Consider the following 26,279-nt stretch of genomic DNA (forward strand, 5'->3'; position numbering starts at 1 on the left):
GCTCGCGCAGTGGACCGGTGAGTCCGGCGCCAACAACAGGTCATAGAGGTTACAATGGTTACCAGTCCCGTCAGTGATTCTTCCTTCGAAGTCGATGTTATTAAGGCGGATGGACCCGTTCTCGTGGATTTCTGGGCCGAATGGTGCGGCCCGTGCAAGATGATCGCGCCGGCGCTTGAAGAGATCGCTCAGGAAATGGACGGCCGCTTGACTGTCGCGAAGATGAATATCGACGACAATCCGATGACGCCGCAAAAATATGGTGTGCGCGGTATCCCGACACTCATGCTGTTTAAAGACGGACAGGTGTCCGCGACGAAAATCGGTATGGTCGCGAAAAACCAACTCATCGAATGGGTTGAAGAGGTCATCTGACCCCTTCGCACCCGAGCTATCCAAAATGAAAACACCTCCGCTGTTCGCAACGGAGGTGTTTTTTTCGGCCGAATCCAGGATGGCTCTACATCATATAAGGTAGAGCAGATTCGCCGGTGCGGCGGATCACCGAAGGCGATTCCATCTAAACCGGATCTGCTCTAGGAATTATCCGCCAGGATATGTCCAGCCAGATAGAGCGAGCCGCAGACCAGAATACGTCCGCCCGGGAACCGCGCATTGATGTCGGAAATCGCCGCTTCGACAGAGGGGCTTGAGGTCGCGGCAAAGCCCTGTGCGACCGCATGGGATTTTGCCTCGTCAGCCGTCAGCGACGCTGTGGCATCCGGGATGGCGACCGCGTGAAGGCTGGATGCCTTTTCGGCGAGCGGCCGTACGAAATCCTCGGCGACTTTGGTGTTCAACATGCCGTAAATAAGATGCACAGGACGGTCATCCCACGCGGCAATGACCTCCGCCAGCGCTTCCCCCGCCGCCGCGTTGTGCCCGCCATCGATCCAGAGTTCCCAGCGGCGGTCCGCACCATCACCGCCATCGGGTTCAACGCCTAACAGCTCCAGGAGCGGCCCTTTGGTCAGGCGCTGCATACGCGCGGGCCAGACAGCCCCTGTGATCCCCTCGGCAGTCTTCGGATGGAATTCGCCCAACTGCTCAGCACAAGCAACCGCCACAGCGGCATTGACGACCTGATGGGCCCCCGGGAGTGCAGGCGTCGGGTAATGGAAAGAGCCCTTGCGTCCCGAAAAACGGAAACCGTCTTCCAGAGCTTCAACGTCCCAATCGATGCCGCCCCGATAGAGAGACACGCCGAGTTCCGCCGCCTTGGCTTCAAACACAGCCATGACAGACGGTTCCTGCGGCGCAACCACACAGGGCACACCGGCCTTGAGAATCCCTGCCTTCTCGGCAGCAATTGTCTCTTTTTCATTGCCCAGAAACTGCACGTGATCGATCGAGATCGGTGTGATCGCCGTCAAGCGCGGACGTTCCAGAACGTTCGTTGCGTCCAGGCGGCCGCCGAGACCGGTCTCAAGCAGCAGGACATCGGCCGGTGTTCTCGCGAACGCCAGAAAGGCGGCAACTGTCGTGATTTCAAAATAGGTAATGGACTCGCCGAGATTGGCCGTTTCGCATTCCTCAAGCAGCTCGACCAGCAAATCCTCGTCGATCAATTGACCATCGAGTTCAATCCGTTCGTGAAAACGAACCAGATGCGGTGACGTATAGGCGTGCACCCGATTGCTGCCCGCTTCCGGGTCACCTCCCAGCGCCAACATGGCGCGCAGGTAGGAAATCAGCGAACCCTTACCGTTCGTTCCCGCGACATGGATGGTCGGAGGCAAACTCCGCTCCGGATGATCCAAGCGCTCCAGCAGCGTCTCCACTCGTCCGAGGGAGAGGTCGATGATCTTGGGATGAAGACGGGTAAGGCGCTCTAGGACCGCGTCACTCCGTCTTGCCATCGGCGGACTCTTCCTTGCCGGACTCGGCTTTTTCTGGTTTTGGCTTAGGCTGGACATCGGCCTCGGGTTCCGAAGCGGCGTCCTCGCTCACCGGCAGCGTGACGATTTCAGCAGAGGGCGTCTTCACGCTCAGCAGGTTCAAGATCCGGCCCAGCGTAACCTTCAGTTCCTGCCGCGGCACGACCATGTCGACCATACCGTGATCGAGCAGATACTCGGCGCGCTGAAAACCCTCGGGCAGCGTCTCGCGGATGGTTTCTTCGATCACCCGCTTGCCGGCAAAGCCGATGGTCGCGCCCGGCTCAGCAATCGCGATGTCGCCCAGCATGGCAAAAGACGCCGAAACACCGCCCGTCGTCGGATCGCTCAACAGCACGATGTAAGGGAGCCCGGCCTCCTTGACCAGATCCACGGCGATCACCGACCGCGGCATCTGCATCAGCGAGAGGATTCCCTCCTGCATGCGGGCACCACCCGATGCGGGGACCACGATCAGCGCTGCATTCTGCAGCACGGCCAGACGGGCCGCTGCCAAAAGGCCCTCTCCGACCGCCATGCCCATGGAACCGCCCATGAAACTGAAATTGAAGGCCGCAACCACAACACTGGAACCGCCGATTTCGCCGTGAGCGACAACGATGGCTTCCTTGTCCTCGTTCTTCGCCTGTGCTTCCTTCAAACGATCCGTGTAACGCTTACGGTCCCGGAACTTCAGCGGATCGACGATGGTTTCGGGCAGTTCGATCGCCTTGTAGGCGCTATCGTCGAAAAGCCAATCGAGACGCTGGCGCGCCGTGATACGAAGGTGATGATTGCAATGCGGGCAGACGCGCTGATTGGCCTCCAACTCCCGATGAAAAACCATCTGCTCACAGCTTGGACACTTCTCCCAGAGATTATCGGGTACGTCCGGCTTGTTGACCAGAGCCCGGATTTTTGGGCGGACGAAGTTGGCAATCCAGTTCATAGCGTTTCGTTTTCTATACTCAGGTGACTTTGCTTAGGCTATTTCGCTCAGCGTGGCGAACAAATTCTCACGAACGGCCGCTGACAGCTTCCTCTGCTTTTACATCCGCTATCCCTGACGGGCGGCACGTACACCCTGCGCAAGCGACGCAACGTAATCGATGACACCGTCCACCAGGCCTTCTCCCGCAAGCCCATCCGGCCCCAGTCCGGCCTTAACCTGCTCGACAAGGGCGGTCCCGACAACCGCCGCATCGGCAACGGCGGCAACCTCCGCAGCCTGGTCCGGCGTCCGGATACCGAAGCCAACCGCAACCGGCAGATCGGTGTGGCCTTTCAGGCGGGTGACCGCAGCACGCACCGCGTCACCCGAGGCCGCCTTTGTACCTGTGATGCCCATGATCGAGACGTAGTAGATAAAGCCACTGGTGTTGGTCAGGACCTTCGGCAAGCGCGCATCGTCTGTCGTGGGTGTCGCGAGGCGGATAAAATGCAGTCCCGCGGCCACAGCCGGCTCGCAAAGCTCGTCGTCTTCCTCCGGCGGCAGATCCACGACGATCAATCCGTCGACACCGGCGTCCAGCGCAGCCTTTAGGAAGGCGTCAACGCCGTAAGAGTAGATCGGATTGTAATACCCCATAAGCACGATCGGCGTCACATCGTCTTCCGCGCGGAAACCGCGGACCATGTCCAGGGTCTTTTGCAGGGTCATCCCGGCATCAAGCGCCCGCAGACTGGCAGCCTGGATCGAAGGACCGTCGGCCATGGGGTCCGAAAAGGGCATGCCCAGCTCGATCACGTCGGCACCGGCCGCCGGGAGCCGCTGCAGGATTTTGCATGCCGTGTCATAGTCCGGGTCACCGGCTGTGGTAAAGGTGACAAGTCCTCCCCGGCCTTCGGCTTTCAATGCGGCGAAACGGCGCTCTAAACGGCTCTCGCTCATATCTCGACTCCGAGCGCTTCAGCGACCGTAAAGACATCCTTGTCTCCACGCCCGCACATGTTCATGACCAGCAGATGATCCCGCGGCAGATCGGGCGCGACCTTGCGCACATGCGCGAGTGCGTGGGAGGGCTCAAGGGCGGGGATAATGCCTTCCAGGCGGGAACAGAGCTGAAAACACTCCAGGGCTTCCTTGTCGGTCGCCGAGACGTAGTTCACGCGCCCGATGTCATTGAGCCAGGAGTGCTCGGGACCGATCCCCGGATAATCCAGGCCCGCCGAGATCGAATGCGCATCCTTGATCTGTCCGTCGTTGGTCTGGAGCAGATAGGTGCGGTTGCCGTGCAGGACGCCGGGACGCCCGCCCGTGAGCGAAGCGGCATGCTCGCCGGTTGGAATGCCATGCCCCGCCGCTTCGACGCCGGTGATCTGGACATCCTGGTCGTTCAGAAAGGGATGGAACAGGCCCAGGGCGTTGGAACCGCCACCGATGCAAGCCACTAAGCTATCAGGCAGGCGGCCCTCGGCCTCCATCATCTGCTCGCGCACTTCGCGGCCGATGACCGACTGAAAGTCGCGCACCATGGCCGGATAGGGATGGGGACCCGCCGCCGTACCGATAATGTAGAAGGTGGATTCCACATTGGCGACCCAGTCACGAAGGGCGTCGTTCATGGCGTCCTTGAGGGTTCCGGTCCCGCTGGTAACCGGCACGACCTCAGCGCCCAGAAGCTTCATGCGAAAGACGTTGGGAGCCTGCCGGGCAATATCCGTGGCCCCCATATAGACAATACAGGGCAGATTAAAGAGCGCGCAGACGGTCGCGGCCGCGACGCCGTGCTGGCCGGCACCGGTCTCGGCGATAATCCGGGTCTTGCCCATGCGCTTGGCCAGCAGAACCTGGCCCAGACAGTTGTTGATCTTGTGGGAGCCCGTGTGGTTCAGCTCATCGCGCTTGAAATAAACCTTCGCGCCGCCGAATTCCTGGGTCAGACGCTCCGCAAAATAGAGCGGGCTCGGGCGGCCGGTGTAATGCTTGGCATAGTAGTCGATATCGGCCTGATAGCTCGGATCGTTCTTGGCCGCATCATAGGCCTCTTCGACCTCCAGGATCAGCGGCATGAGCGTTTCAGCGACAAATCGGCCGCCGAAGTTGCCGAAATGGCCGCGCTCGTCGGGTCCGGTGGTATAGGAGTTGGGCGTTGTCATTTTGTTACTTCGGCCTCGTGCGCGCCCCGGCACCTGAATTCGTTCCCCGAAACTCAAAGCGCAAGGCGTAAATCATGTGAATCCGGTGCGATCCCAGCGTCCCTGCTCCACACAACCAAAGCTGCCGGGGCGGGCGCGTCACACCGAAAGGACGGCGGACTTTGCCGCAAAATCACGGCTACCGCAAGGCAAGCTAGAGGCTTTTGGCCTGTCGCACGAAAGCCCGAATCTTATCCGGGTTCTTCACGCCGGGCCGGTCCTCGACGCCCGAGGAGACATCGAGCGCAGGTGCTCCTGAAAGCTCCACGGCACGGGCCAGGTTTTCCACGGTCAGGCCGCCGGCCAGCATCCAGGGTTTTGACCAGCTTTTTCCCCTAAGATAGGTCCAGTCAAAGGAGACCGCATTGCCGCCGGGAAGCGGGTTTTCCAGATCGGCGGGGGGTGCCGCATCAAAGAGAATACGGTCCGAAACCTCCAGAAAGTCCTCGACCCGGGCAACATCCTCCGCGCCGCGGATCTTTATCACTTTCATAACCGGAACGCCGAAGCCAGTACGGATCGCTTCGACGCGCTCGACGGACTCACTCCCATGGAGCTGCAAGAGATCAAGGGACGCCGCGCGCAGCACCTCCTCAATGAAAGCATCCTCTGCGTCGACAAAAAGGCCCACCTTGACGGCCCGATCGCCGACCGGCCGCATCAATTCGCCCGCTAGCCCGGAGGTCACCGACCTCGGACTCGGCGGAAAGAAATTGACCGCGACGTAGTCGGCACCGGCATCCAGCGCGGCATCCATTGTCTCCGGCGTGGAGAGTCCGCAGATTTTGACTTCGATGCTCATGCTGCGGTTTTAATCGGTGAAGGCAGCCCATGCACATGGTTTTTTAGCGGCTCAAGGCTGCCAAAATCACTTTTTGAAGCTAAAGTCCGGGTCATTAGCAGCAGGAACTCAGAAAGCTAGGGTAGATTCCGGTATTGCGGCCGGTCATCATTCGAAGCGGAAACTCCCGCAAAAATTGAATGGCCGTGGTCAAAGGACTCAAACTCCACCGGTCGTCTGAGATTTCCGTAGCTCACAGTTGAATGGGAGAGTGTCTATGCCACGTCGGGCGATCAGGCGGCTGATGAGTCTTTGCCTCGTTCTTACGCTTACCGGCGTATTGGGATTTGGCGGTTTCGCCCTGGTCACGCAGTACTATTTCCAGGAGAGCGCACCTACCACATGGAGCAGGCTTCTGCAGCCGCAACTGGAGTGGCAGAGGGAAGCGCGCCCGTCGCTCAAGCCAATTCTCGACATTCTGGCATACTTTATGGTCGAAACTGATCCTCGAGATCAATTTGGTGTCCTCAGTCGCTCCTCTGCCCCCGCACGACCGGAAGACTGGAACAATGACATACTCGGCCCTCAAACCCCGGTGGGAGCCTTCTCACGAAATGGCACCGAGACTGTTTTTGTAACGACGGCCGAAGAGTTCAAAGCGGCCGTAAAGACAGCCCGTCCCGGAAACGTCATTCAACTGCAACCTGGCACTTACAGTTTTTCCGGAAAATCCATCGTGGCCGGCGTGCCGGGGACCGCCGGCCAACCGATCATCGTTCGGGCCGCAGAATTGGGAAGCGTTCAGTTAAACTTTTCGCTTCTGGAGGGCTTCCACGTCACCGCACCTTTCTGGATCTTCGAAAACCTAATGATCGACGGAGTGTGCGAAACGGATGCACGCTGCGAGCACGCCTTTCATATCGTTGGAGGCGCAGTCGGAACCATCGTTCGCAATAACTGGGTCACCAACTTCAACGCAGCCATCAAGGTCAACGGAACGGGAAATCAATTTCCGGACGACGGGCTTGTCGCGAGTAACGCATTTTTCAATGATCGCCCCAGGCAGACCTCCAATCCGGTTACCGTTCTCGACATCGTCGCCGCCAGCAATTGGGTGGTTCGGAAGAATATCATTTCTGATTTTGCGAAAGCGGAAGGCGATCGAATCAGCTATGGCGCATTCTTTAAGGGCGCCGGAGAGAATAATGTTTTCGAACAAAACCTGGTGCAGTGCCAACAGCGTCATTACGGCGGAACCCGGATCGGATTTTCATTTGGCGGCGGCGGAACAACGCGTTCGGTCTGCCGTGACGGCGCCTGCCCCATAGAGCACCGCAATGGGATCGTCCGAAACAACATCATTATGAACTGCCCGAATGACGTGGGTATCTATGTAAACAAGAGTGCGAAAACGCTGATTCACAACAATGCCCTCATCAATACGCGAGGCATCGACATCCGCTTCCCCGAGTCAGATGCTGTTATCGTAAATAATATACTGGACGGCAGAATTCTGGCCCGTGATGATGCTAACCAATTGGCAAAAAACAATCTTCAGAGTGCGGTCGAAGCCGCGTTTCTGCAAAAGATCAGCTTCAGCTTCTACGCGGATCCACAAAACGGTGATTTCCGGCTCGTCAATGCGGACGGCATATCGGGTTTTGGTGTTCCCTTAGCCAACGGAGGCCTGGATTTATGCGATCAGGCATTGAATTCAGAGCACCCGGATATCGGGCCAGTACAGTACAGTCCGAACATGAGTTGCATTCCAGTAATCAGCCCGTAGTTTCCAACGCCACCGGAATCAGCCGCCGGAACCATTCGAGAGAGCTCCACGAGCGAAGTCTGTAGATGAGAATCACATCGACAACAGGTCCACTCGACACCCTACGGTTAGTGCCCATGATCCTGATCGGATTTTGGCTCGCGTATCTTCTACTGACTCTTGTACCGAATGATGAACCACAAACGATCTCAGAGGCGATCACCCCCTACAGCGTTTCGGCGGGCTCAGCACCAGAGTTAAGTATAAAAAAAGCAACCTACCATGCGGTTGCCTGGTTGATTGTCGGCTATCTTCTTCAGGTTTGCCTGCCGGGTAAAAGGACGGGCCGGATGTTGCCCATTCTCTTTTTCGGCACCCTGGGATTAGAGATCTTTATTGCCAACAGCGCCTTGACATCCTCGAACGCCGTTGGCGGCATCGTTGCCATAGTGCTTCACTGGACTGTCTTTACCCGCCTGAAACGGATTGAGTTATCGCTTCTGATCCTTCTGTTGGCGATCAGTGCCTGGATCGATCTCACACCCCTTATCCTTCGGTCCGAATCCATCACCTTCAACTGGCTGCCGTTCCAAGGTGTCTTGGACGGATCCTTGTTCGTCAACGCGCAAGCGGCGGCCGGGAAGTTTTTCGCCTATGGCAGCATGGTCTACCTGCTGCAGCGTATGGGTGCAGGCGACTGGATCAGCGTTCTCGCCCCGACCGGTTGGGTTGCCGGCATCGAGGTTGCCCAGACTTACGTCGTCAACCACACGCCGGAAAGCACCAATCCCCTGCTGGTCGTTTTCGCTGCGCTGGCCATTCTCGCCATCGAGGGTCTTAACGCAAAGCAATCCCGCCTTCACACGCAGGCCGGGGAGACCGCGCATCGCGACGGTCACGACAGCAGCGGATATCAGAGCGGTTCCCACGCACGCGCCCATCCCGCCACAGACCACCAGCGCAAGCACCGTGCGGTGATCCAAAAGGTTAATCTGAACGCGGCTCAGGCGGAGCTTCTGGACCAGCTTGCAGAGAAAATGCAGGTCTCGGTCTCCGAAGCCAGCAGAAAGATCATCGGCAGCGCGATTGAAGAAGCAGGGCGGGAGACTCAGAACCCTGATGAACTGGTGCGCAGACTGCGGACCCTCTCCCTGCGGGGCGCAGCCGGTTTGATCACGCGCGAGAACGAGAACAATGGCTGGCTGGCGAGAGAAATCGAACTATACCCGGATCACTATGAAGTTCTGCAGGAGCTCTCGGCCGAATCCGGCAGCAGCATCTCGCGCGTGATCCGCCGCATCGTCGATCGCTTCTTCTCTCAATTGGAGTCCGAAACCGGCTGAAACCAAAGCGGTCCGCGTTATTCCGGCACTGGTGGCGTCGCCGGGACCCAGCCGCTACAGGTTTTGAACGCAATCGACAGATACGAGACCACCGCAAGGCCGTTCAAAAGGCTAAAGACAGTTACGAAAGCTTCGAGCCAGAAGGGGCGCGGCGTGATCTGCGCCTGACCGCTTGTCGCAAGCTGAACCACCGCATCCCAATTCACCAAAAAATAGAGCGCAAACGCCGGTAAGAAGCACAGAACGAAGCCCGCGACGAGGCGGAGCTCCTGGCCGCGCGACTGTTTCCAGGCATTCAATAGACCATAGTTCTCATCAACGGCTATCGCGGGGAAAACAAATGCGAACTTCACGAGAAGCGCGATGTATACGATGGACACCAGGAACGCCATAACGGCAGGCGGCATGATCGTCGTCAGAAGAAGCACCGTGAGAAAGACCGCGATGATGACAATCGTCAATACCAGCAGGGCATTGGCAAAAAACCGCCAATGCCTGCGTCTGATCGCATAGAGAAATCTTGGCCGGCCGTGTTCGGGCCCCAGCAAAGTCAGTCTGTGCCAGGCTACGTAGAGAAGGCTCATAGCAAAGGCCTGCACGGCGAAGGCCAGAAACAACAGGAAAAAGCCGGCCAGAGGATTCGATCGGCCCGAGCCGGCAAAAACGGCCAGGATACCGGTCGTGTGCAGCAGGAGATACCAGAGGAAATAGATCAAAACCGGCAGAAAAACCGCCGCCGGAACAGCCCAAAGATTCGAAAACAGAAGCCGATAAGACTCTTTCACGCTCGCGATGATCGGCAGAGAAGTCACAGCCTCTTCAGGCGGAGTCGAAGAATGGGTCATACAAGCCTATGCCTTGAGTCAACGACGACCCCGCAGTCCCGCGGGCATCATGCCGCAAAGTCGCATGCCCGGCACAAGCAATCAACCGGACGCCTTCAGGTCGCAAGTCAGGAACTCTCACTCCCGGACCGCGCCTGCACCCAGCCGGACTGGCCCTGGAAAACGAAGGTGATGAAGGTGACGGAAACCAGACTGCTGTAGGATAGGACGAAAAGGTTCGCGGCCTCCAGCCATAGAGGTACGCCGCCGTAGCCTCTGATGAAGTCTGAGAGGATCATGTTCATCGCCAGCAGCAAGAGCCCGCCAGGCAGGAAACACAACAAAAATCCGATGGCCAGAGGCCAGGTGATATGGGTGGTCTGGTGCCAGGAGTCGGCAATGCTGTAAGGCTCGTCCACTGCAATCGCAGGAAAAAGAAACGAGAGCCTGGCAAAGAGAACCACATATGCGGCCGGAAGCATCACGAGAAAGAGGTAGTGGAAAAGCAGGGCGATGGCCCCCAGCAGGCTTGCAAGAACAGCCAACACTATACTCGCCGCAATAATAGTGAACGCGACGGATACGAGACCGGCAAGAAGGCCGCCCGTCATGTAGCCGAAGTACTTCCAATGGCGTGTGCGCGGTGGATAGAGCCAGCGCGGTTGACCCTCGCTGCCCGCAAGCAGAATAAGCCTGTGCCAGGACACGAAAAGCAGTGATGCCGGAACAAAGACGACGAGAGTCAGGGCCACACCATTGACCGAGAAGCCCACGGTGTCCCGGCCACTCGCGCCGGTTTGCACTTCATCTGAGAACTCGAAGCCCCCGACATCGATGAAAAATGAGAGTATGAGATAGAGCAGGGCCGGCTGAAACAACACAAGAGGCAGGAAAGCTTTGTTTTCGAAGACAAATCTGTAGGACGCCCGAACCAGCACCAGGAGCGGGAACCTTGGCTTGACACTGGTGTTTTGCCCGCCATCCGTCACTTTAGACTATCCCGAAAATTCTACGCCACTCCTGATGATCAGAGCGCCTCGAGCTCCTCCACGACCCTGTCCGCCGCGGCAGCGGGATCTGAGGCCGCAACGATGGGGCGCGCTATGACGATATAGTCCGCCCCGGCCGCCACGGCATCGGCTGGGGTCATGATGCGCTTCTGATCGCCGGTCGCCGCCCAGACCGGGCGGATACCCGGCACAACAAGCTTAAAGTCCGGGCCGCACAATTTGCGAAGCGCAACAATCTCGCGGGGCGAGCAGACCACGCCATCCAAACCGCACTCCTGCGTCAAAGCGGCCAGTCGCTCAACCTGCTCCGAAGCGGGGCCCCGCTGCCCCACAGCGGCAAGATCCGCATCGTCCAGACTGGTCAGCACCGTTACGCCGATCACCAAGGGTTTTGCGACACCCAGCTTTGCCGCTTCTTCCGCAGCCGCCTGGGCTGCAGCCGTCATCATGGCCCGCCCGCCCGAGGCATGGATATTCACGATCGCGGGCCGCATGCGCAACGACGAGCGAAGCGCACCCGCCACGGTGTTGGGAATGTCATGGAACTTCAGATCCAGGAAGAGTTTTTGCTCACCAATCAGCTGACGGACCCGGTCCGGTCCCTGAGCCGTAAAGAATTCCTTGCCGATCTTGATCCCGCCGACCCGGCCCGTGACACTGCGTACGAGCGTCTCCGCGCGCTCGTAATCAGGCGTGTCGATACCTACAAGGATGCGGTCTTTGGGATCCATAGATAATTTCCTTCACTTCTACTTGGTTGGCGGGCGGGGAGCGGTCTCACGCTGCGTCGAGTGTTTTGACGAATTTCCCGGCCCCGCACAACCGCAGATCCTGCATATCAGCCCCCGGCACCTGCAAAGCCGTTCAAGCCCGCTCGAAGGTCAACTGCGCGGCGGCAAGATCCTCGATTGCCGTCCCAACAGATTTGAAGAGCGTAATCTGATCATAGTAGCGCCGCCCCGCGCGCGCGCCGCGGGTCATATCGAAGAAATCCCCGGCGATGTCCTCGGGATCAAAGACGCCATCGCGGATTGGCAGCAGTAAATCGCCTGCTTCCCGCAATGCGCCCTCACGCGTATCCACAAAAATGCGCGCGCGTTTGATCACGTCATCATCGCTCTCGCGCATATCGGGCCGGAAGGCCCCGACCAGGTCCACATGCTGTCCCGGACGCAACCAGCGCCCCTGAAGCAAAGGTTTAGAACTCAGAGTTGCGCAGGAGATAACATCAGCGCCTCGCACCGCGGCTTGCAGATCCGTGGTGAAATCGACGCGAAAGTCGCGCCGGTTTAATCGCTTTGCAAGCCGCTCGGCCTTGTCGGGGTTCCGGCCCCAAATGAGTACATTGCAGATCGGCCGCACGGATGCGTGCGCGGTGATCAGGTAAGGCGCCAAAGCACCGGTTCCAATCATGAGAAGGCGCTCACAGTCGGGCCGGGAGAGATACCGTGATGCGAGTGCGGAGGCGGCTGCGGTCCGTTTGACAGTCAGCGTGGGACCGTCGATCAAGGCTTTGGGCGAACCCGTTTTGGCGTCGAGCAGAAGATAAGCGCCCATGACGGAGGGCAAGCCTTGCGCAGCATTGTTCGGAAAGACCGTCATCAGCTTGACGCCGGCGCTTTGCCCCGCCTGCCAGGCCGGCATCAGCAACAGCGAGGCCTCGCCGCCATTTCCGTCGTCCAGGCTGTGTTGATACCGTGCCGGAACAACGGTGTCGCGCCGGAAAGCCTGACGCAGGCGTTCGACCAGACTGGTGAAGTCCAGTGCGCCTTCAACTTCTGCGGCCGAGATTATCCGCATTGGATAGCTTTATTCGTCCGGTAGCTGTTCAAAAACAGGTCCGCGTTTCCCCACAGCCCGCTGACCGATTTACAAACTTGCCCAGTTCAGGCTTCAGGTCCCGGTCAAACGAGTCGGTCCGGTGCCTGCGTTGGCCTGACCCAGTTGAGATCCGTCGGAGGAAGTTTGCCCGGACAGGCCGCCCGCAGCGATCTGCCGCTGCCCCTCAGAAAATCCTGCTCCGGATCTGTGCGCGTCCCGGGCCGCCTGTTGCGATACTCTCTGCTTCAGACTGGTAATTTCGCGTTTGTACCCGACAGCTTCGAACTCCAGCCTGCGCGCCTTGCGGCGGGTCTTGCCGGCAGAGAACCAGAGCACCACTCCGCCACAGACGAAACCAATCACGAAGGTCGCAAGCACAGCAATGTATAGCGGCAGCGAGAAGGTCTGTTCGAGCGGCCAAAACCCGACCGCAATACTGTGGAGGTTGCTGACCGCAAAGATCACCGCGATGACGGTCAGAGGCAGCGTGATGATCCAGGAGAGGTATTTCACATTCGGCTCGCTGATATTGCCTAAGGAATCCAAAGCCTAATCAGGCCCTTATCGTTCGCTCCAGAGCAGATTGAGCCAGAATGCCGAATTGCGATCGCGATCACGCGCGAACCGGTTCCACTCTCGACTGGCCCTGCCCCAGGACCGATGCAGGCGACGCAATCCAGCCGCATCGGCACCGCGTCGATGCTAGCACAGCTGCAACGCCACATGGAAGCGGCACAAGCATGGCTTTTACGCCATGAACAGGACCCGGCAAAAGCCTGCGCCGGCCGAAATACGGTCTCTTCCGCTCCCGGTCAGGAATCGCCGTTGAGGCGCTCGCGCAGCTGCTTGCCTGTTTTGAAGAAAGGAATGTGCTTTTCGGATACGCTGACTGCGTCGCCGGTGCGCGGGTTCCGCCCGACACGGGCTTCCCTGTGCTTTACCGAGAAGGCCCCGAAACCGCGGAGTTCCACCCGGTCTCCACGTGCAAGCGCCTCGGAAATTTCATCAAAAATTGTCGTAACAATCCGCTCCACATCGCGATGATAAAGATGTGGATTTAGTTCCGCGATATGCTGAATGAGCTCCGACTTGGTCATAATGCCCCTTCCCCCTGGCAAGCCATGCGTATGAAGACCTTGAGTTGGTCAAAGCCTAAACGCCCCATTTATCTGTTCAACCGCCAAAGTCGGGATTTTCGCGTGCCGTTTCGAATTCAGGTGAAGCGACAGAAGCAGGGAAACCGCTTTGGCTCTTTATCGTTATACCGAAGGTTGCCAGAGCGATGCAGAGGCGTCAAGTGTAACCCACTAAGATCAAAGGTTTTTTTAACAACAGAGTTAACAAGACCTTCACTATATACAGAAACGGCCCGGCAAATCTGCCGGGCCGCTTTGTCAGAACGCGACGCAGATGCGCCGGATCAGGTCGATCAGGCCTTGTCGCCGTCTTCCGCCTCTGCAGCTTCCGCTGGTGCTTCTTCAGCATCAGCGTCGGCAGCTTTGGCCTTTGCGGCGGCCTTTTTAGCGGGCTTAGGCGCCTCTTCATCACGGCTCTCCGCCGCTTTGGAAAGGGCCGCACCAAGGATATCACCAAGGCTGGCACCGGATTCGGTCGAACCGTAATCCGCCATAGCCTGTTTCTCTTCCTCGGCTTCACGCTGCTTGATCGAGAGCGAGATTTTGCGGGTCTTGCCGTCGATCGTGGTGATCTTGGCATCGACCTTTTCCCCAACCGCAAAACGGTCCGGGCGCTGCTCGCTGCGATCGCGGGAGAGTTCGGCCTTGCGGATGAAGCCCAGAGCGCCGTCGGCGAGCTGCACTTCGATGCCGCCGTCGGTGATCTGGTGAACCGTGACGGTCACCACATCGCCCTTCTTGATGTTCTGGGTCGAACCGGCGAAAGGATCGTCGGAAAGCTGCTTGATACCAAGGCTGATGCGCTCTTTGTCGACATCGACATCGAGAACCTTGACCTTGACCATTGCGCCCTTCTCGTACTCCTTGACGGCTTCTTCGCCGGAGAGGTTCCAATCCAGATCGGAGAGGTGAACCATACCGTCGATTTCGCCAGGCAGGCCAACGAAGAGACCGAACTCGGTGATGTTCTTGATCTCGCCCTCGATCTCGCTGCCTGTCGGATAGTTGTCGACGAAGGCATCCCAAGGGTTGGAACCGCACTGCTTGAGACCAAGGCTGATCCGGCGCTTCTGCTCATCCACGTCGAGAACCATGACCTCGACTTCCTGGCTGGTCGAGACGATCTTGCCAGGGTGGATGTTCTTCTTGGTCCAGCTCATCTCTGAAACGTGGACCAGGCCTTCGATACCGGGCTCGAGCTCGACGAAAGCACCGTAGTCGGTGATGTTGGTCACGCGGCCGACGAACTTGGCACCCATCGGGTACTTCGCCGACACACCTTCCCAGGGATCGGCTTCAAGCTGCTTCATGCCCAGGCTGATACGCTGGGTTTCAGCATTGAAACGGATGACCTGAACATCGACCTGCTGACCGATGGACAGAGCTTCCGTCGGGTGATTGATGCGCTTCCAGGAGATATCGGTGACATGCAAGAGGCCGTCGACACCGCCGAGATCGACGAAAGCGCCGTAGTCGGTGATGTTCTTGACCACACCTTGCAGGACCTGACCTTCCTTGAGGTTTGCCACCAGTTCCGAACGCTGCTCGGCGCGGGTCTCCTCAAGAACGGCACGGCGCGAAACAACGATGTTGCCGCGGGCACGGTCCATTTTCAGGATCTGGAAAGGCTGCGGCGTTCCCATCAGGGGCGAAACGTCGCGAACCGGACGAATGTCGACCTGGCTGCCGGGCAGGAAGGCCACGGCGCCCGAGAGATCAACAGTGAAACCGCCTTTGACGCGGCCGAAGATAACGCCGTTCACACGCTCGTTATCGTTGAAGGCCTTCTCGAGCTGGGTCCAGGCTTCCTCGCGCTTGGCTTTTTCGCGCGAGATCATAGCCTCGCCGTTTTTGTTCTCCATGCGCTCGAGGTAGACTTCGACGTCGTCGCCGACTTTCAGCTCGGGAACTTTTCCGGCCTCGGAAAATTCTTTGAGGGCAACGCGGCCTTCCGATTTCAGGCCGACGTCGACCATGACGGAATCGCTGTCCATCGAAACGATGGTGCCTTTGAGAACGGTACCCTCAAGGCTCGGGATCGTGCCGAGGGATTCTTCAAGAAGTGCTGCGAAGCTTTCCTTCGCTGGGGTTTGGGTTTCTACGGCTGCTTCAGCCATGTGTTAAAGTCCTTTCAAATCGCACTATACGGGCCGGCCGGTTGACTCCGGCGGTCTTCCCGGGACCATCCCGGGCTTACATTATGCCGTCCCGCCCCGCGGCACTTCCGGCCCACGGAAGACCACGTACCAGGCTGAACGACGACGGGGCGGCAAAGCCTGAGCCCACTGCCGCCGGTACAGATTCAATGCCTTCTGAAACCACCCTGAGGACATCAAGCCCCCGGCGGTAAACGGCCTGGAAAAGGGCGAGGCTAAAGGCCCCGCGACCGAATGACATCCAGTGCCGTTTCCAGGACCTTCCCGGCTTCCACTGTGCTGGTATCGAGATACACAGCATCTTCCGCCGGTTTCAAAGGAGCCGTGACACGCTGCGAGTCACGGGCATCCCGGTCTTTCAGATCCTGAAGAACGCGCGCGTATATAGACTCATCGCCGCGTTCAATCAACTCTTTATGACGCCTTTCGGCCCGGGCCTCCGGTGTCGCGGTCACAAAAAACTTCAAATCGGCGTCCGGACAGACCACGGTTCCGATATCCCGGCCATCCAAAACGGCGCCAGCGGCCGGCCCATCGGCTAAATCCGGAGGATTTTTGGCAAAATCCCGCTGAAATTCCAAAAGAGCCGCACGCACCTGTGTGTTCACGGCGACCGTCGAAGCCGCCAATCCGACCGATTCACGGCGCAGATCCGGGCGCTCAAGGTCCCCGGGACCAAGGGATTCCGCCACACTGAGCGCCGCGACCGGGTCGCCCGGATCCTGATCCGCTTCGAGAATCTTCGCCCCGACGGCCCGGTAGATGGATCCGGTATCCAGGTACGCGAGCCGGAGTTCCCTGGCCAGGCTCCGGGCCAGCGTCCCTTTTCCGGCAGCAACAGGACCATCAACCGCAATAATCATGCTGATCAGGCCCCTGACGGTACCGGCGCGTTTCTGGCGAAAACATGCGCGCCCAGGCCTGTCATCAAGCGCTGAAAATCAGGAAAGGAGGTATCTATCGCCGTCGCATCGTCAACTGTGACCGGCGCTTTGGACACCAGACCGAGCACCAGAAAGCTCATCGCGATCCGGTGATCGAAATGCGTCGCAACCGTCCCGCCGCCCTCCGGCCGATAGCCGGCCGCGGCTCCAACCCCGTGCACAATCAGGCTGTCCTCGCCCTCCTCGACTTTGACACCGCAGGCCTCAAGCCCGCGCGCGGTTGCCGCCAGACGGTCACACTCCTTGACCCGCAGCTCAGCAAGGCCCCGCATGACGGTCGTGCCCTCGGCACAGGCAGCCGCCATGGCCAGAACCGGATATTCATCGATCATGGAAGGCGCCCGCTCAGCCGGCACTTCAATCCCCTGCAGAGGTCCGGCCCGGACGATCAAATCGGCGACCGGCTCGCCGCCTTCTTCGCGTTCATTCGTAAATTCGATGTTCGCGCCCATTTCACGCAACGTGATGAACAGGCCGATGCGATGGGGGTTCATACCGACAGCGCGCAGGGTGATTTCGGATCCGGGACTCAAAAGGGCCGCAACCGACGGGAAGGCGGCAGAGGAGGGATCCGCGGGAACCGTGATATACCGACCGGTCAATTCGGGCTGTCCGGTCAGGGTCGTGGCACGCCCCTCGGATGTTTCCTCGACCTTTATCCGGGCACCGAAGTGCCGCAGCATTAATTCGCTATGGTCGCGGGTATGGGCAGGCTCGATCACCGTGGTCTCGCCGGGTGTATTCAGTCCGGCCAAGAGCACCGCCGATTTGACCTGCGCCGACGCCACCGGCAAGCGGTAAGTGATCGGAATTGGGCTGTCGCTTCCCTGAATGGTCAGGGGCAAAAGATCCCGTCCCTTCCCGGAAAGATCGGAACGACCGGTGAAGGCGGCCCCCATTTCACCCAAGGGCCTGGTCACCCGGCCCATCGGCCGCCCGCGCAGGGATTCATCCCCGGTCATCGTCGCGGTCAAAGGATGGGTCGCCAGGAGGCCGAGCAGCAAACGTGCGGCAGTGCCCGAATTGCCCATATCGAGGACATTGGCCGGCTCTTGAAGACCACCAACACCACGTCCCCAGATATGCCAGACTCCATTGTCGTCCCGCTCGATCTCAGCACCGAGCGCCCGCATTGCCGCCGCCGTGCAGAGGACATCCTCGCCCTCAAGCAACCCCTCGACCCGGCTTTCACCTACCGCAATCGCGGAAAGCATCAGCGCGCGATGGGAAATAGACTTATCGCCCGGCACACGCACGTCGCCTGTCAGCGGTCCAGATGCTGTTGCAGTTAGAGGTTTGACGGTCATTTTTCTCAACCCGGTTTCGGCCCCGGCTCCTGCGTAGATTTTTGCTCACTTCCAACTGCGGCACCTGCAGGCCCGCAATGGGAAACTCCCTGGCCCCTCTCTTCCCAGCAGTCGGCATAGCGAGAAGCGGCCCTGCTCTAGCATACCGAAGCAGGATGACAAGCCTTTCAAGCAGGCACCTTCGGGTCATGGTCACCAGATCCAGTCACGAAACAGACGCAAAAACCCGTTCCGGGCTCATCGCGGTTCACCTGTCCTCTTTTTAATGAAAAAGCGGTCAGTCTTGGATTGTGACGCGCCGGAACGAGGTGATACATTCAATTACCTTTTGACAGGCGCAGTCGAACATGGCAAACGCCACGCCCGTAGCCGTGTCGTAGTTGAGTGGAGAATTGGCCGTGGCCAAGCCGGAGTGGGGTCTTAAGCGCGTCTGCCAGAGTTGCAGCGCCAAGTTTTACGATATGCAGCGCAATCCGATCACCTGCCCGAAGTGCGGCGCAAACTTCGATCCGGATGCTCTGTTGAAGTCCAGGCGCCCGAGACCGGCTGCCAAGGCAACGCCGAAGGAAGCCGTCAAGAAGCCGGTCGAAAGCGTGGAAGATGACGTTCTTCTGGACGATTCCGACGACGACGATCTTAAAACCGACGACGATGATGACGATGCTGTCCTGACCAACACAGACGACTTGGGCGGCGACTCGGACCTCGCGGATGTCGTCATCGAGGGCAACGAAGAAGAGACCTGAGAGCGGTATAGCGCCGCCGGGCCGTCAATCATGGACGAACGCGGCCTTGAACGCCGCCGGTCGTTACCTCGCCCATCGTTAGCTCGGCAAAAGCCCGCAAAGCGGCCAAAAACGCCAGCTGCCTCATTGTAACTGCCGCGGAACTGCCGCCACGATTTTTCCCTTGCCTTGATCCGGTGAGGCACATATCTTCCCGCCGACCGCGCGAGCCGTTTCCCGAACGGCACCAGAGCTTCGCGCGCGGCAGATGGGGCCGTAGCTCAGTTGGGAGAGCGCTACAATGGCATTGTAGAGGTCAGGGGTTCGATTCCCCTCGGCTCCACCAAACTTCCGTGAAATTCAGTTCCGCCTCAGGTTTGTTGGTTCGAACTCAGTTCCCGGGGCTCCACCAAATTTCCATGAAATTCGGTTCTACCTCGGATCGTTTGGTTCGAACTGAAGCCTTGAGACTCAGGCGCATTTCCCCAACACATCGCCTCGCCCGCGAGGGGCCGGATCGGACTGCGTCTGCGTGCCGTCTTCAGCCAACCGCAGATTCCGCCCCGAAAGTCGTATGACGGCCCGGCGCAGCGGCGAGCAGCGATTTTGTGTAATCGTGGCTGGGCGAAGCATAGACCTGCGCAGTGGGTCCCTGTTCGACGACCTGTCCCCGCTGCATCACCATGATCCGGTCGCAGACCTGCGCGGCCACACGCAAGTCATGCGTGATGAAAAGCATGGCAAGATCGAAGCGTTTGCGGACGTCGTCCAGCAGCTCCAGCACCTGCGCCTGTACGGAGACATCCAAGGCCGACACCGCCTCGTCGGCGATCAGGACCTTTGGTTCCATGGCCAGCGCCCGGGCGATACAGATGCGTTGACGCTGACCGCCGGAGAACTGGTGCGGGAAGCGCTCCAGCGCATCGGGTGACAACCCGACGACATTCATGAGATCCCGGGCCCTTGCGAGTGCATCGTCCTTCGAAAGGCCAAAGTTCATCGGTCCCTCGACGATCGACTGTCCGACCGTGCGCCGGGGATTGAGGGAGCGGTAGGGGTCCTGAAACACGATCTGTACATCGCGGCGGTAAGGCCGCAGGGCTTTTTCGCCGAGGCCGGCGATGTTGTTGCCCGCAATCATGATTTCGCCGTCGGTCGGATCGATCAGACGGACGATGCAGCGGGCAACGGTCGATTTTCCCGATCCGGATTCGCCAACGACGCCGAGGGTTTCGCCGCGGTGCACGACTAGCTCGACATTCTGCGCCGCATGGACCTCACGTCCGCGCTTGAACCAGCCGCCGGAGCCGTAGGTCTTGTTGAGGTTCCGGGCAGACAGTGCCGGCCGCTCCCGATCAACCGGCTCGCGGACCGGCGGCGTCAGGCTGGGCACGGATGCCATCAACATCTTGGTGTAGGGATGCTGCGGCTTGCCGATAACCTCGCCCGCCGTACCCTGCTCGACCACCTTGCCGTGCTGCATCACGATTACCCGGTCGGCGATTTCGGCGACGACACCGAAGTCGTGGGTGATGAACATGACGCCGGTGCCATGGCGGCGCTGGATATCCTTGATCAGCTCCAGGATCTGCGCCTGCGTGGTCACATCGAGGGCCGTCGTCGGCTCATCCGCGATCAGCAGCCCGGGTTCCAGCGCCAGAGCCATGGCAATCATGATGCGCTGGCGTTGGCCGCCGGAAAGCTGATGCGGAAAGGAATGGAACAGCTGCTCGGGTTCGGGCAGACTGACGTCCTTCATCACTTCCAGAACCCGCTGATTGCGTGCCTGCGCGTTCATCGGACTGTGGATCTCCAGCATCTCGGCAATCTGCTCGCCGACTTTCATGACCGGGTTCAGCGCCGTCATCGGCTCTTGAAAAATCATCGCCATGCGTTCGCCGCGCAGGCGCCGCAGCTCCGTCTCGCTCTTGGTCAGGAGTTCGTCGCCCTGCAGCAGGATTTCGCCCGCAACCGGCGTCAGGTCCTTGCGCGGGATCAGGCCCATCACGGTGTGGGCTGTCACCGACTTGCCGGAACCGGACTCTCCGACCACACACACGATCTCGCCGGGCCCGACGTCAAAGGACACGTCCTCTACGGCGAAGTCCCGGTCGGCATCGTCCGGCAGGCGGACCGTCAGGCCACGGACCGTGAGGACAGGATGCGCGCTGGCGTTCATGTTCTCGCGGCCCATTACATTTTCCTCGCGATACGGGGATCCAATGTATCCCGTAGACCGTCACCCACAACGTTTACCGCCAGAACGGTTACAGCAAGGGCGATGCCGGGGTAAAAGATGATCCAGGGCGAAAGCTGAAAATAGGTCCGGCCCTCCGACATGATGTTGCCCCAGCTGGGGATCTCCGGCGGGATACCCGCGCCGATGAAGCCCAGGATTGATTCCGTCAGCATGGCCGAGCCGCAAATGTAGGTCGCCAGTACGATCAAGGGCGCGATGGTGTTTGGCAGGATATGCCGGATCAGGATCAGCGGCAGATTGGTGCCTGACGCGATCGCGGCCTCGACATAGGGTTCCTCGCGTACGGACAGAACGACGGAACGCACGAGACGCACCACCCGCGGAAGCTCGGGAATGGCGATCGCGATCACGACCGTCATGAGTGTCGCGCCGGAAAGCGAAATCAGCGCGATGGCCAGAAGGATCCCTGGGATCGACATCAGGCCGTCCATCACCCGCATCACCACCGCGTCGAGCACACGGATGTAGCCCGAGACCATGCCGATGATCAGACCGAGAGAAACCGCGAAAAGCGAAACCGCGAGACCGACGACGAGCGAAATGCGGGCACCGTAGATGACGCGCGCGAAGGTGTCGCGGCCCAGATAGTCGGTGCCGAACCAGTTGTCGCCGGACGGGACCTTCAGGCGGTTGAGCGGATTGAGAGCAATGGGATCGACCGTAAAGAGCGGGCCCAGAACTGCGACGATAACCATGAAGGCCAGCAGAACGCCGCCCCAGAAGATCGAGCGATGCCGCAGCAGAAGCACGAAGAGATGCGGGTCGCTCGACGCCGGTGCAACGAGGAGACCTGGCGCTTTGCCGGAAGTTGAAGGTGTATCCGTCAATATCTGATCCTCGGGTCAAAGAAGCAGTAGCTCAGATCGATCAGCAGATTGATCAGGATGTAGACGAAGCTGAAGAGCAGGATCAGCCCCTGGATGATCGGATAGTCCCGCTTCAGAACGGCATCCAATACCAGCCGCCCGAGGCCGGGAATGTTATAGACGCTCTCGGTCACCACCACGCCACCGATCAGCAGGGCAATCCCCAGGCCGATAACAGTGACAATCGGTACGGCGGCATTGCGCAGCGCATGGCGGAGCAGAACTTTGAACTCGCTCTGGCCTTTGGCGCGCGCGGTTCGGATATAGTCCTCCTGCAAAACCTCCATCACGGATGCCCGGGTCATACGGGAAACAAGCGCGATGAAAATGACGGACAGCGTCATGGTCGGCAGAGCGATATGCCGGAAGAAAGGCCCAACGCCGTCGAAGATGCTTTTGTATCCCTGAACCGGCAACCAGCGCAGTTCCATGGAGAGGAAATAAATCAGAATGTAGCCAAGCACGAAGACCGGAATCGAAAATCCACCGACCGAAAAGAGCATGACGAAGCGGTCGACCAGACTGCCTGATTTCCAGGCCGCAAGCGTACCCAGCGGAACGGCAACGATAATCGTGAAAAGCAGCGTCGTGATCGTAAGGGAAATTGTCGGCTCCAGGCGCTGCGCGATCAGCGTCGTGACCGGCAGGTTGGTGAAGATCGAGATCCCGAGGTCACCCTGTGCAAGGCTGCCGATCCAGGTGAAGAACTGCACGAAAATCGGCTCGTTGAGCCCAAGCTGTTCGCGGATGCGCGCGATGTCTTCCGCGGTTGCATAATCGCCTGCAATAACCGCAGCAGGGTCGCCAGGCGAGAGGCGCAGCATCAGAAAGACAAACAAGGCAACCACGCCCATGACGGGGACAGTCGCCAGAATACGTTTAAAGATATAGCCGGTCATATTGACTCAAGTCCTTCCGCGCCGCCGGCTAACACCGCAATAGAATACTCGGGTGTTGCCGGAGGCGCGGAAGCACATCCAGTTCTGTTAAAGGCTACGTGCCGGTTCAATCAACGGAGATGTTCCAGAAGAACTGGACCGGCGACTTGATCAACCCCTTCACGTTCGACCGGTAAGCCACCGGAACGAAGAACTGCCCGAGCTGGCCGGAAGCTCCAATCGACCAGAGCCGATCCTGAACCTTGGCCGCAATCTCCTTTTGCTCCTCGACGTTGGCTGCCCGTGCGAACGCTGCGCGCTGGGTTTCGAGTTCCGCATCGGTCGGCCAGCCGAACCAACCCTTGTCCGGATTGCCAGAGAATGCGATTGCCATCGGGTTGCTGACGTCGGCACCGATCCACCAGGTGTGGAACATGTTCCAGCCGCCGTCCGCGACCGGATCACGCTTGGCGCGGCGGGAGGTCAACGTCGACCAGTCCATGGCCTGCACTTCGACCGTCATGCCGATCTTGCGCAGTTTCTCTGCAGTGATCAGCGAGAAAGCGGAGAGCAACGGAATGTCGGTCGGCTGCATGATCACAACCGGCGTGCCATCGTAGCCTGCGTCTTTGAGTGCGGCTGCCGCCTTCTCAATATCGGCCGTCTGCATGACTTCGCTGCCGCTGTCGTTCTCGAGCGGCGTGGCGCAAGGATACACGCTGTAGCAGGTTTTCCAGAACTTCTGATCGCCAACCGCGCCGGCCATGTAGTCTTCCTGCTTCATCGCCATAATCGCAGCACGGCGAACATCCGCATTGTCGAAGGGCGGCAGAAGGTGGTTGAAGCGTGCGAAACCGATGTTCCCCAGCGGGTCATTGATCTCGACTGTGATCTCTTCCTGAATCTCCATGAGCGGCGCCAGGTCGTTGGCCGGCTGCTCGAAGAAATCGACCTCACCGCTGATCAGCGCGTTCATTGCCGTGGTCTGGTCCGGGAAGTAGGTCCACTCGACACGATCGACCTTGGCAACCTTGCCGCCCGCCGCAGCCGAAGGCGGCTCAGAACGCGGCACGTAGTCGTCGAACTTCTCGTAAACGACCTTGGAACCGGGAACCCATTCGTCCTTTTTGAACATGAAGGGGCCCGAGCCGATGTATTCCTCAATCTGTTTGAAGGGATCGGTTTTTGCAATCCGCTCCGGCATCATGAAGGGAACGTTGGAGGAGATCTTACCGATCGACTCCAGCACCAGGCCGTAGGGCTCGGTGAATTTCATGACGAAGGTTTTGTCGTTGGAGGCCGTTAGACTTTCCATCGCTTCGAAAAGCTGTTGTCCCATGCCGTCGCGTTGGCCCCAGCGGTTCAAGGATGCGATGACGTCCGCCGAGGTGACGTCGGCACCATCGTGCCATTTCAATCCGTCGCGCAGTGTGAAGGTCCAGGTCAGTTTGTCGTCCGACACGTCCCAGGTGTCGACCATCTGCGGCTGCGGGGTGAAGGATTCATCCATCGCGAACAGGGTATCGTAGATAAGATAGCCATGGTTGCGCGAGATGTAGGCCGTGGTCCAAATGGGATCCAGATTTTTCAGGTCAGCGTGCGGAATCACACGCAGCACCGTCTCAGCCGAAGCCGGTGTCACAGCCTGCGCAGCGCCCAACGAGAGCGGCAGCACGACGGCGGCAGCCGTCAGGAATTGTCGTTTTGTCCAACGTAACATCTTCCGGGTCTCCTGTTTTAGCCGGGTTCGAAATCGCCCGACCATTATGATTTTTTGATTTCAGAAAAAGACATCGTTATTGCCCCAATTGTACGGAGCTAAGCTATTGCAGAGTCAATGCCGTTTTTTGCGCTTGACCGAAAGTCTCTTCGCCAACACCCTAGTTTGAGACTGAGAAAATCGCCAAAAACGAGGGTGTTAATGCGAATCCTGGCCGCCATGATGAAGCACGAAACAAATTCCTTCTCTCCGGTCAAAACGGATCTCGCACGGTTTGAAGCCTGGGGATTGCATCTAAATGAAGCAGTCCTTGATGCTTATCGCGGCACCAACATGCCGATTGCCGCCTATATCGAACTCGCCGAGCGGCGCGGCGCCGAGCTTGTGACGCCGGTTGCTGCGGAAGCCATGCCCAGCGGACTGGTCGAACGTGAAGCCTATGAGACCCTTGTGGAGTGGATTCTGGCACCGATCGAAGCGGGCGATATCGATGCGGTTTTTCTGGATCTGCACGGCGCCATGACAGCCGAGCATTTACCTGACGGCGAGGGTCATCTGCTGCAACGCATCCGTGAAATCGCACCTGACATGCCGATAGCCGTCACGCTGGACATGCACACAAATCTGACCGCGGCAATGGTGGCCAATTGCGACGTCATGATCGGCTATAAATCCTACCCCCACACGGATATGTATGATGTGGGCAGACAGATTGCCGAGGTCCTTTGGGATAAGATCGAAGGCCGTGCGGATCCCGTCATGGCCTGGGGTCCAGCTCCGGTGCTTGCTCAGACGCTCTGTATGGGAAGCGACGACGAGCCAATGAAGTCGCTGCAGGAAGCAACCCGCCGTGAAGAGAAGGCGACGCCGATCCTTGCCGCCACCGTCTTTGGCGGGTTCCCCATGGTGGATGTCGAACACGCGGGGGCGTCGGTTGTCACCGTTGCCGATGGCGACTCCGCGGCAGCGGAAGCCTGCCGAGACCGGCTGCTCAGCCAGGTCTGGTCCGTGCATGAAGACCTTGTCTATGAACACCGCCCTGTTATGGCGGCATTAAAGGAAGCCAAAGAGCGCAATGTCGCACCCATCGTCCTGCTCGATCATGCGGACAATGTCGGCTCGGGCGGAACCTCTGACGTCATGACCGTGATCAAGTCCGTCATCGACTCCGGCCTGCAGGGTGTCGCCGTGGCAACGGTTTTCGATCCGGAAGCAGCCGCGCAGATGCACGCAGGAGGCGAGGGCGCGGAAATCACCGTTGATCTGGGCGGTAAGCTGGCGATGCCGTCGCTTGGCCTCGAAGGACAGCCTTTGCGGCTGACGGGCAAGGTCCTCAAGGTCACCGATGGCCGCTGGATCGTGCGGGGCCCCATGTACACCGGCGTCGAGGTCAACACCGGCCCGACCGCCGTGTTCGAAACCGGCGGTGTAAAGATCGTCGTAACCTCGGTCCATCATGAACCTTGGGATGCCGGCATTCTCTCAGAGAACGGCATCGATCCGCTTGCCTGCCGCTACATTCTGCTGAAGTCGCGAATCCACTACCGCGCGGGCTTCGCCCCCCTGGCAAAAGCGACCTACACGCTGGATGGACAGGGCGTCACGACCTCCGACAACTCAATCCTCACCTATAAAAATATCCGCCGCCCGATCTATCCTCTGGATCCTGCCGAATCGGTGGAGCAGGCCTGATCAAGCCACAAACGGCGCACAACCAACTTCAATTTT

Annotated in this window: 23 protein-coding genes and 1 tRNA gene; 6 read left to right on the plus strand and 18 right to left on the minus strand. The window is 59.1% G+C overall.

Annotated features, from left to right (window positions below; genetic code table 11):
* The first annotated feature begins 54 nt into the window (after window positions 1-54).
* Entirely contained in the window at window positions 55-375 is a 321-nt protein-coding gene (gene trxA, locus FKG95_RS21390; protein WP_142898457.1) for a thioredoxin TrxA, read from the plus strand.
* Between the two features lie 161 nt (window positions 376-536).
* Here the strand turns inward: trxA and FKG95_RS21395 are convergent, their stop codons facing one another.
* The 5 genes from FKG95_RS21395 to FKG95_RS21415 all read right to left on the minus strand — a co-directional run bounded on the left by FKG95_RS21395 (window position 537) and on the right by FKG95_RS21415 (window position 5,817).
* Window positions 537-1,859 carry a bifunctional folylpolyglutamate synthase/dihydrofolate synthase gene (locus tag FKG95_RS21395; protein ID WP_142898458.1) on the minus strand — a complete coding sequence of 441 codons (1,323 nt, stop codon included), beginning with the start codon at window positions 1,857-1,859 and terminating at the stop codon, window positions 537-539.
* Entirely contained in the window at window positions 1,843-2,826 is a 984-nt protein-coding gene (gene accD / locus FKG95_RS21400) for an acetyl-CoA carboxylase, carboxyltransferase subunit beta (protein ID WP_142898459.1), read from the minus strand. The genes FKG95_RS21395 and accD overlap by 17 nt, the downstream gene beginning before the upstream one ends.
* 108 nt (window positions 2,827-2,934) lie before the next feature.
* Complete coding sequence (trpA, locus tag FKG95_RS21405; protein WP_142898460.1) at window positions 2,935-3,768, minus strand: tryptophan synthase subunit alpha; 834 nt, start codon at window positions 3,766-3,768, stop codon at window positions 2,935-2,937.
* Window positions 3,765-4,976: a tryptophan synthase subunit beta gene (gene trpB / locus FKG95_RS21410; protein WP_142898461.1), complete on the minus strand. Its 1,212-nt coding sequence runs from the start codon at window positions 4,974-4,976 to the stop codon at window positions 3,765-3,767. Before trpB ends, trpA begins: the two co-directional genes overlap by 4 nt.
* Before the next feature lie 193 nt (window positions 4,977-5,169).
* Entirely contained in the window at window positions 5,170-5,817 is a 648-nt protein-coding gene (locus tag FKG95_RS21415; protein ID WP_142898462.1) for a phosphoribosylanthranilate isomerase, read from the minus strand.
* A 256-nt stretch (window positions 5,818-6,073) separates the two neighbouring features.
* Here FKG95_RS21415 and FKG95_RS21420 point away from each other — a divergent pair, with 256 nt between their 5' ends.
* Both FKG95_RS21420 and FKG95_RS21425 read left to right on the plus strand, forming a co-directional pair.
* Window positions 6,074-7,582 carry a NosD domain-containing protein gene (locus FKG95_RS21420; protein ID WP_142898463.1) on the plus strand — a complete coding sequence of 503 codons (1,509 nt, stop codon included), beginning with the start codon at window positions 6,074-6,076 and terminating at the stop codon, window positions 7,580-7,582.
* A gap of 329 nt (window positions 7,583-7,911) precedes the next feature.
* Window positions 7,912-8,904 (plus strand): hypothetical protein, encoded by a 993-nt coding sequence (locus FKG95_RS21425; protein ID WP_142898464.1) that lies wholly within the window; start codon window positions 7,912-7,914, stop codon window positions 8,902-8,904.
* Between the two features lie 17 nt (window positions 8,905-8,921).
* Here the strand turns inward: FKG95_RS21425 and FKG95_RS21430 are convergent, their stop codons facing one another.
* From FKG95_RS21430 to aroA, 9 genes are all read right to left on the minus strand, one after another.
* On the minus strand, window positions 8,922-9,749 hold the full coding sequence (locus FKG95_RS21430; RefSeq protein ID WP_142898465.1) for a hypothetical protein: 828 nt from the start codon (window positions 9,747-9,749) through the stop codon (window positions 8,922-8,924).
* A 107-nt stretch (window positions 9,750-9,856) separates the two neighbouring features.
* Window positions 9,857-10,717: a hypothetical protein gene (locus FKG95_RS21435; RefSeq protein ID WP_142898466.1), complete on the minus strand. Its 861-nt coding sequence runs from the start codon at window positions 10,715-10,717 to the stop codon at window positions 9,857-9,859.
* Window positions 10,718-10,755: 38 nt separating this feature from the next.
* Window positions 10,756-11,469, minus strand: a complete 714-nt coding sequence (gene pyrF / locus FKG95_RS21440) for an orotidine-5'-phosphate decarboxylase (protein WP_142898467.1) — start codon at window positions 11,467-11,469, stop codon at window positions 10,756-10,758.
* Window positions 11,470-11,602: 133 nt separating this feature from the next.
* Entirely contained in the window at window positions 11,603-12,538 is a 936-nt protein-coding gene (gene lhpI, locus FKG95_RS21445; protein ID WP_142898468.1) for a bifunctional Delta(1)-pyrroline-2-carboxylate/Delta(1)-piperideine-2-carboxylate reductase, read from the minus strand.
* 93 nt (window positions 12,539-12,631) lie between these two features.
* Window positions 12,632-13,072, minus strand: a complete 441-nt coding sequence (locus FKG95_RS21450; RefSeq protein WP_179954207.1) for a LapA family protein — start codon at window positions 13,070-13,072, stop codon at window positions 12,632-12,634.
* 299 nt (window positions 13,073-13,371) lie between these two features.
* Entirely contained in the window at window positions 13,372-13,656 is a 285-nt protein-coding gene (ihfB, locus tag FKG95_RS21455; RefSeq protein ID WP_142898470.1) for an integration host factor subunit beta, read from the minus strand.
* A 332-nt stretch (window positions 13,657-13,988) separates the two neighbouring features.
* The gene (gene rpsA, locus FKG95_RS21460) at window positions 13,989-15,812 is read right to left on the minus strand and encodes a 30S ribosomal protein S1 (protein WP_142898471.1); all 1,824 of its coding nucleotides are present in this window, start codon (window positions 15,810-15,812) and stop codon (window positions 13,989-13,991) included.
* A gap of 254 nt (window positions 15,813-16,066) precedes the next feature.
* Window positions 16,067-16,714, minus strand: coding sequence for a (d)CMP kinase (locus FKG95_RS21465; protein ID WP_142898472.1), 648 nt, complete (start codon window positions 16,712-16,714; stop codon window positions 16,067-16,069).
* 5 nt (window positions 16,715-16,719) lie between these two features.
* The gene (aroA, locus tag FKG95_RS21470) at window positions 16,720-18,102 is read right to left on the minus strand and encodes a 3-phosphoshikimate 1-carboxyvinyltransferase (RefSeq protein ID WP_142898473.1); all 1,383 of its coding nucleotides are present in this window, start codon (window positions 18,100-18,102) and stop codon (window positions 16,720-16,722) included.
* A gap of 398 nt (window positions 18,103-18,500) precedes the next feature.
* On the opposite strand from aroA, the gene FKG95_RS21475 reads away from it, so the two are divergent.
* Together FKG95_RS21475 and FKG95_RS21480 are read left to right on the plus strand one after the other, a co-directional pair.
* A complete protein-coding gene (locus FKG95_RS21475; protein ID WP_142898474.1) occupies window positions 18,501-18,848 on the plus strand; it encodes a TIGR02300 family protein in 348 nt (115 codons plus the stop codon).
* 249 nt (window positions 18,849-19,097) lie between these two features.
* Window positions 19,098-19,173, plus strand: a tRNA-Ala gene (locus FKG95_RS21480).
* Between the two features lie 195 nt (window positions 19,174-19,368).
* On the opposite strand, the gene FKG95_RS21485 is transcribed toward FKG95_RS21480, so the two are convergent.
* The 4 genes from FKG95_RS21485 to FKG95_RS21500 form a co-directional block, all read right to left on the minus strand.
* Window positions 19,369-21,021: an ABC transporter ATP-binding protein gene (locus FKG95_RS21485; RefSeq protein WP_246116852.1), complete on the minus strand. Its 1,653-nt coding sequence runs from the start codon at window positions 21,019-21,021 to the stop codon at window positions 19,369-19,371.
* Window positions 21,021-21,914: an ABC transporter permease gene (locus FKG95_RS21490; RefSeq protein ID WP_179954208.1), complete on the minus strand. Its 894-nt coding sequence runs from the start codon at window positions 21,912-21,914 to the stop codon at window positions 21,021-21,023. The genes FKG95_RS21485 and FKG95_RS21490 overlap by 1 nt, the downstream gene beginning before the upstream one ends.
* The gene (locus FKG95_RS21495; RefSeq protein ID WP_142898475.1) at window positions 21,911-22,852 is read right to left on the minus strand and encodes an ABC transporter permease; all 942 of its coding nucleotides are present in this window, start codon (window positions 22,850-22,852) and stop codon (window positions 21,911-21,913) included. Before FKG95_RS21495 ends, FKG95_RS21490 begins: the two co-directional genes overlap by 4 nt.
* A 106-nt stretch (window positions 22,853-22,958) precedes the next feature.
* Window positions 22,959-24,551 carry an ABC transporter substrate-binding protein gene (locus FKG95_RS21500; protein ID WP_142898476.1) on the minus strand — a complete coding sequence of 531 codons (1,593 nt, stop codon included), beginning with the start codon at window positions 24,549-24,551 and terminating at the stop codon, window positions 22,959-22,961.
* A 201-nt stretch (window positions 24,552-24,752) separates the two neighbouring features.
* On the opposite strand from FKG95_RS21500, the gene FKG95_RS21505 reads away from it, so the two are divergent.
* Complete coding sequence (locus tag FKG95_RS21505; protein WP_142898477.1) at window positions 24,753-26,243, plus strand: M81 family metallopeptidase; 1,491 nt, start codon at window positions 24,753-24,755, stop codon at window positions 26,241-26,243.
* Window positions 26,244-26,279 lie beyond the last annotated feature (36 nt).

The organism is Denitrobaculum tricleocarpae (assembly GCF_007004665.1).
Taxonomy (GTDB): Bacteria; Pseudomonadota; Alphaproteobacteria; order Kiloniellales; family Kiloniellaceae; genus Denitrobaculum; species Denitrobaculum tricleocarpae.

Excerpts from the sequence above, each read along its gene's own strand:
- trxA (WP_142898457.1), top strand. The coding sequence starts at position 55 with ATGGTTACCAGTCCCGTCAGTGATTCTTCCTTCGAAGTCGATGTTATT.
- FKG95_RS21395 (WP_142898458.1), bottom strand. The coding sequence starts at position 1,859 with ATGGCAAGACGGAGTGACGCGGTCCTAGAGCGCCTTACCCGTCTTCAT.
- accD (WP_142898459.1), bottom strand. The coding sequence starts at position 2,826 with ATGAACTGGATTGCCAACTTCGTCCGCCCAAAAATCCGGGCTCTGGTC.
- trpA (WP_142898460.1), bottom strand. The coding sequence starts at position 3,768 with ATGAGCGAGAGCCGTTTAGAGCGCCGTTTCGCCGCATTGAAAGCCGAA.
- trpB (WP_142898461.1), bottom strand. The coding sequence starts at position 4,976 with ATGACAACGCCCAACTCCTATACCACCGGACCCGACGAGCGCGGCCAT.
- FKG95_RS21415 (WP_142898462.1), bottom strand. The coding sequence starts at position 5,817 with ATGAGCATCGAAGTCAAAATCTGCGGACTCTCCACGCCGGAGACAATG.
- FKG95_RS21420 (WP_142898463.1), top strand. The coding sequence starts at position 6,074 with ATGCCACGTCGGGCGATCAGGCGGCTGATGAGTCTTTGCCTCGTTCTT.
- FKG95_RS21425 (WP_142898464.1), top strand. The coding sequence starts at position 7,912 with ATGTTGCCCATTCTCTTTTTCGGCACCCTGGGATTAGAGATCTTTATT.
- FKG95_RS21430 (WP_142898465.1), bottom strand. The coding sequence starts at position 9,749 with ATGACCCATTCTTCGACTCCGCCTGAAGAGGCTGTGACTTCTCTGCCG.
- pyrF (WP_142898467.1), bottom strand. The coding sequence starts at position 11,469 with ATGGATCCCAAAGACCGCATCCTTGTAGGTATCGACACGCCTGATTAC.
- lhpI (WP_142898468.1), bottom strand. The coding sequence starts at position 12,538 with ATGCGGATAATCTCGGCCGCAGAAGTTGAAGGCGCACTGGACTTCACC.
- ihfB (WP_142898470.1), bottom strand. The coding sequence starts at position 13,656 with ATGACCAAGTCGGAGCTCATTCAGCATATCGCGGAACTAAATCCACAT.
- rpsA (WP_142898471.1), bottom strand. The coding sequence starts at position 15,812 with ATGGCTGAAGCAGCCGTAGAAACCCAAACCCCAGCGAAGGAAAGCTTC.
- FKG95_RS21465 (WP_142898472.1), bottom strand. The coding sequence starts at position 16,714 with ATGATTATTGCGGTTGATGGTCCTGTTGCTGCCGGAAAAGGGACGCTG.
- aroA (WP_142898473.1), bottom strand. The coding sequence starts at position 18,102 with ATGACCGTCAAACCTCTAACTGCAACAGCATCTGGACCGCTGACAGGC.
- FKG95_RS21485 (WP_246116852.1), bottom strand. The coding sequence starts at position 21,021 with ATGGGCCGCGAGAACATGAACGCCAGCGCGCATCCTGTCCTCACGGTC.
- FKG95_RS21495 (WP_142898475.1), bottom strand. The coding sequence starts at position 22,852 with ATGACCGGCTATATCTTTAAACGTATTCTGGCGACTGTCCCCGTCATG.
- FKG95_RS21500 (WP_142898476.1), bottom strand. The coding sequence starts at position 24,551 with ATGTTACGTTGGACAAAACGACAATTCCTGACGGCTGCCGCCGTCGTG.
- FKG95_RS21505 (WP_142898477.1), top strand. The coding sequence starts at position 24,753 with ATGCGAATCCTGGCCGCCATGATGAAGCACGAAACAAATTCCTTCTCT.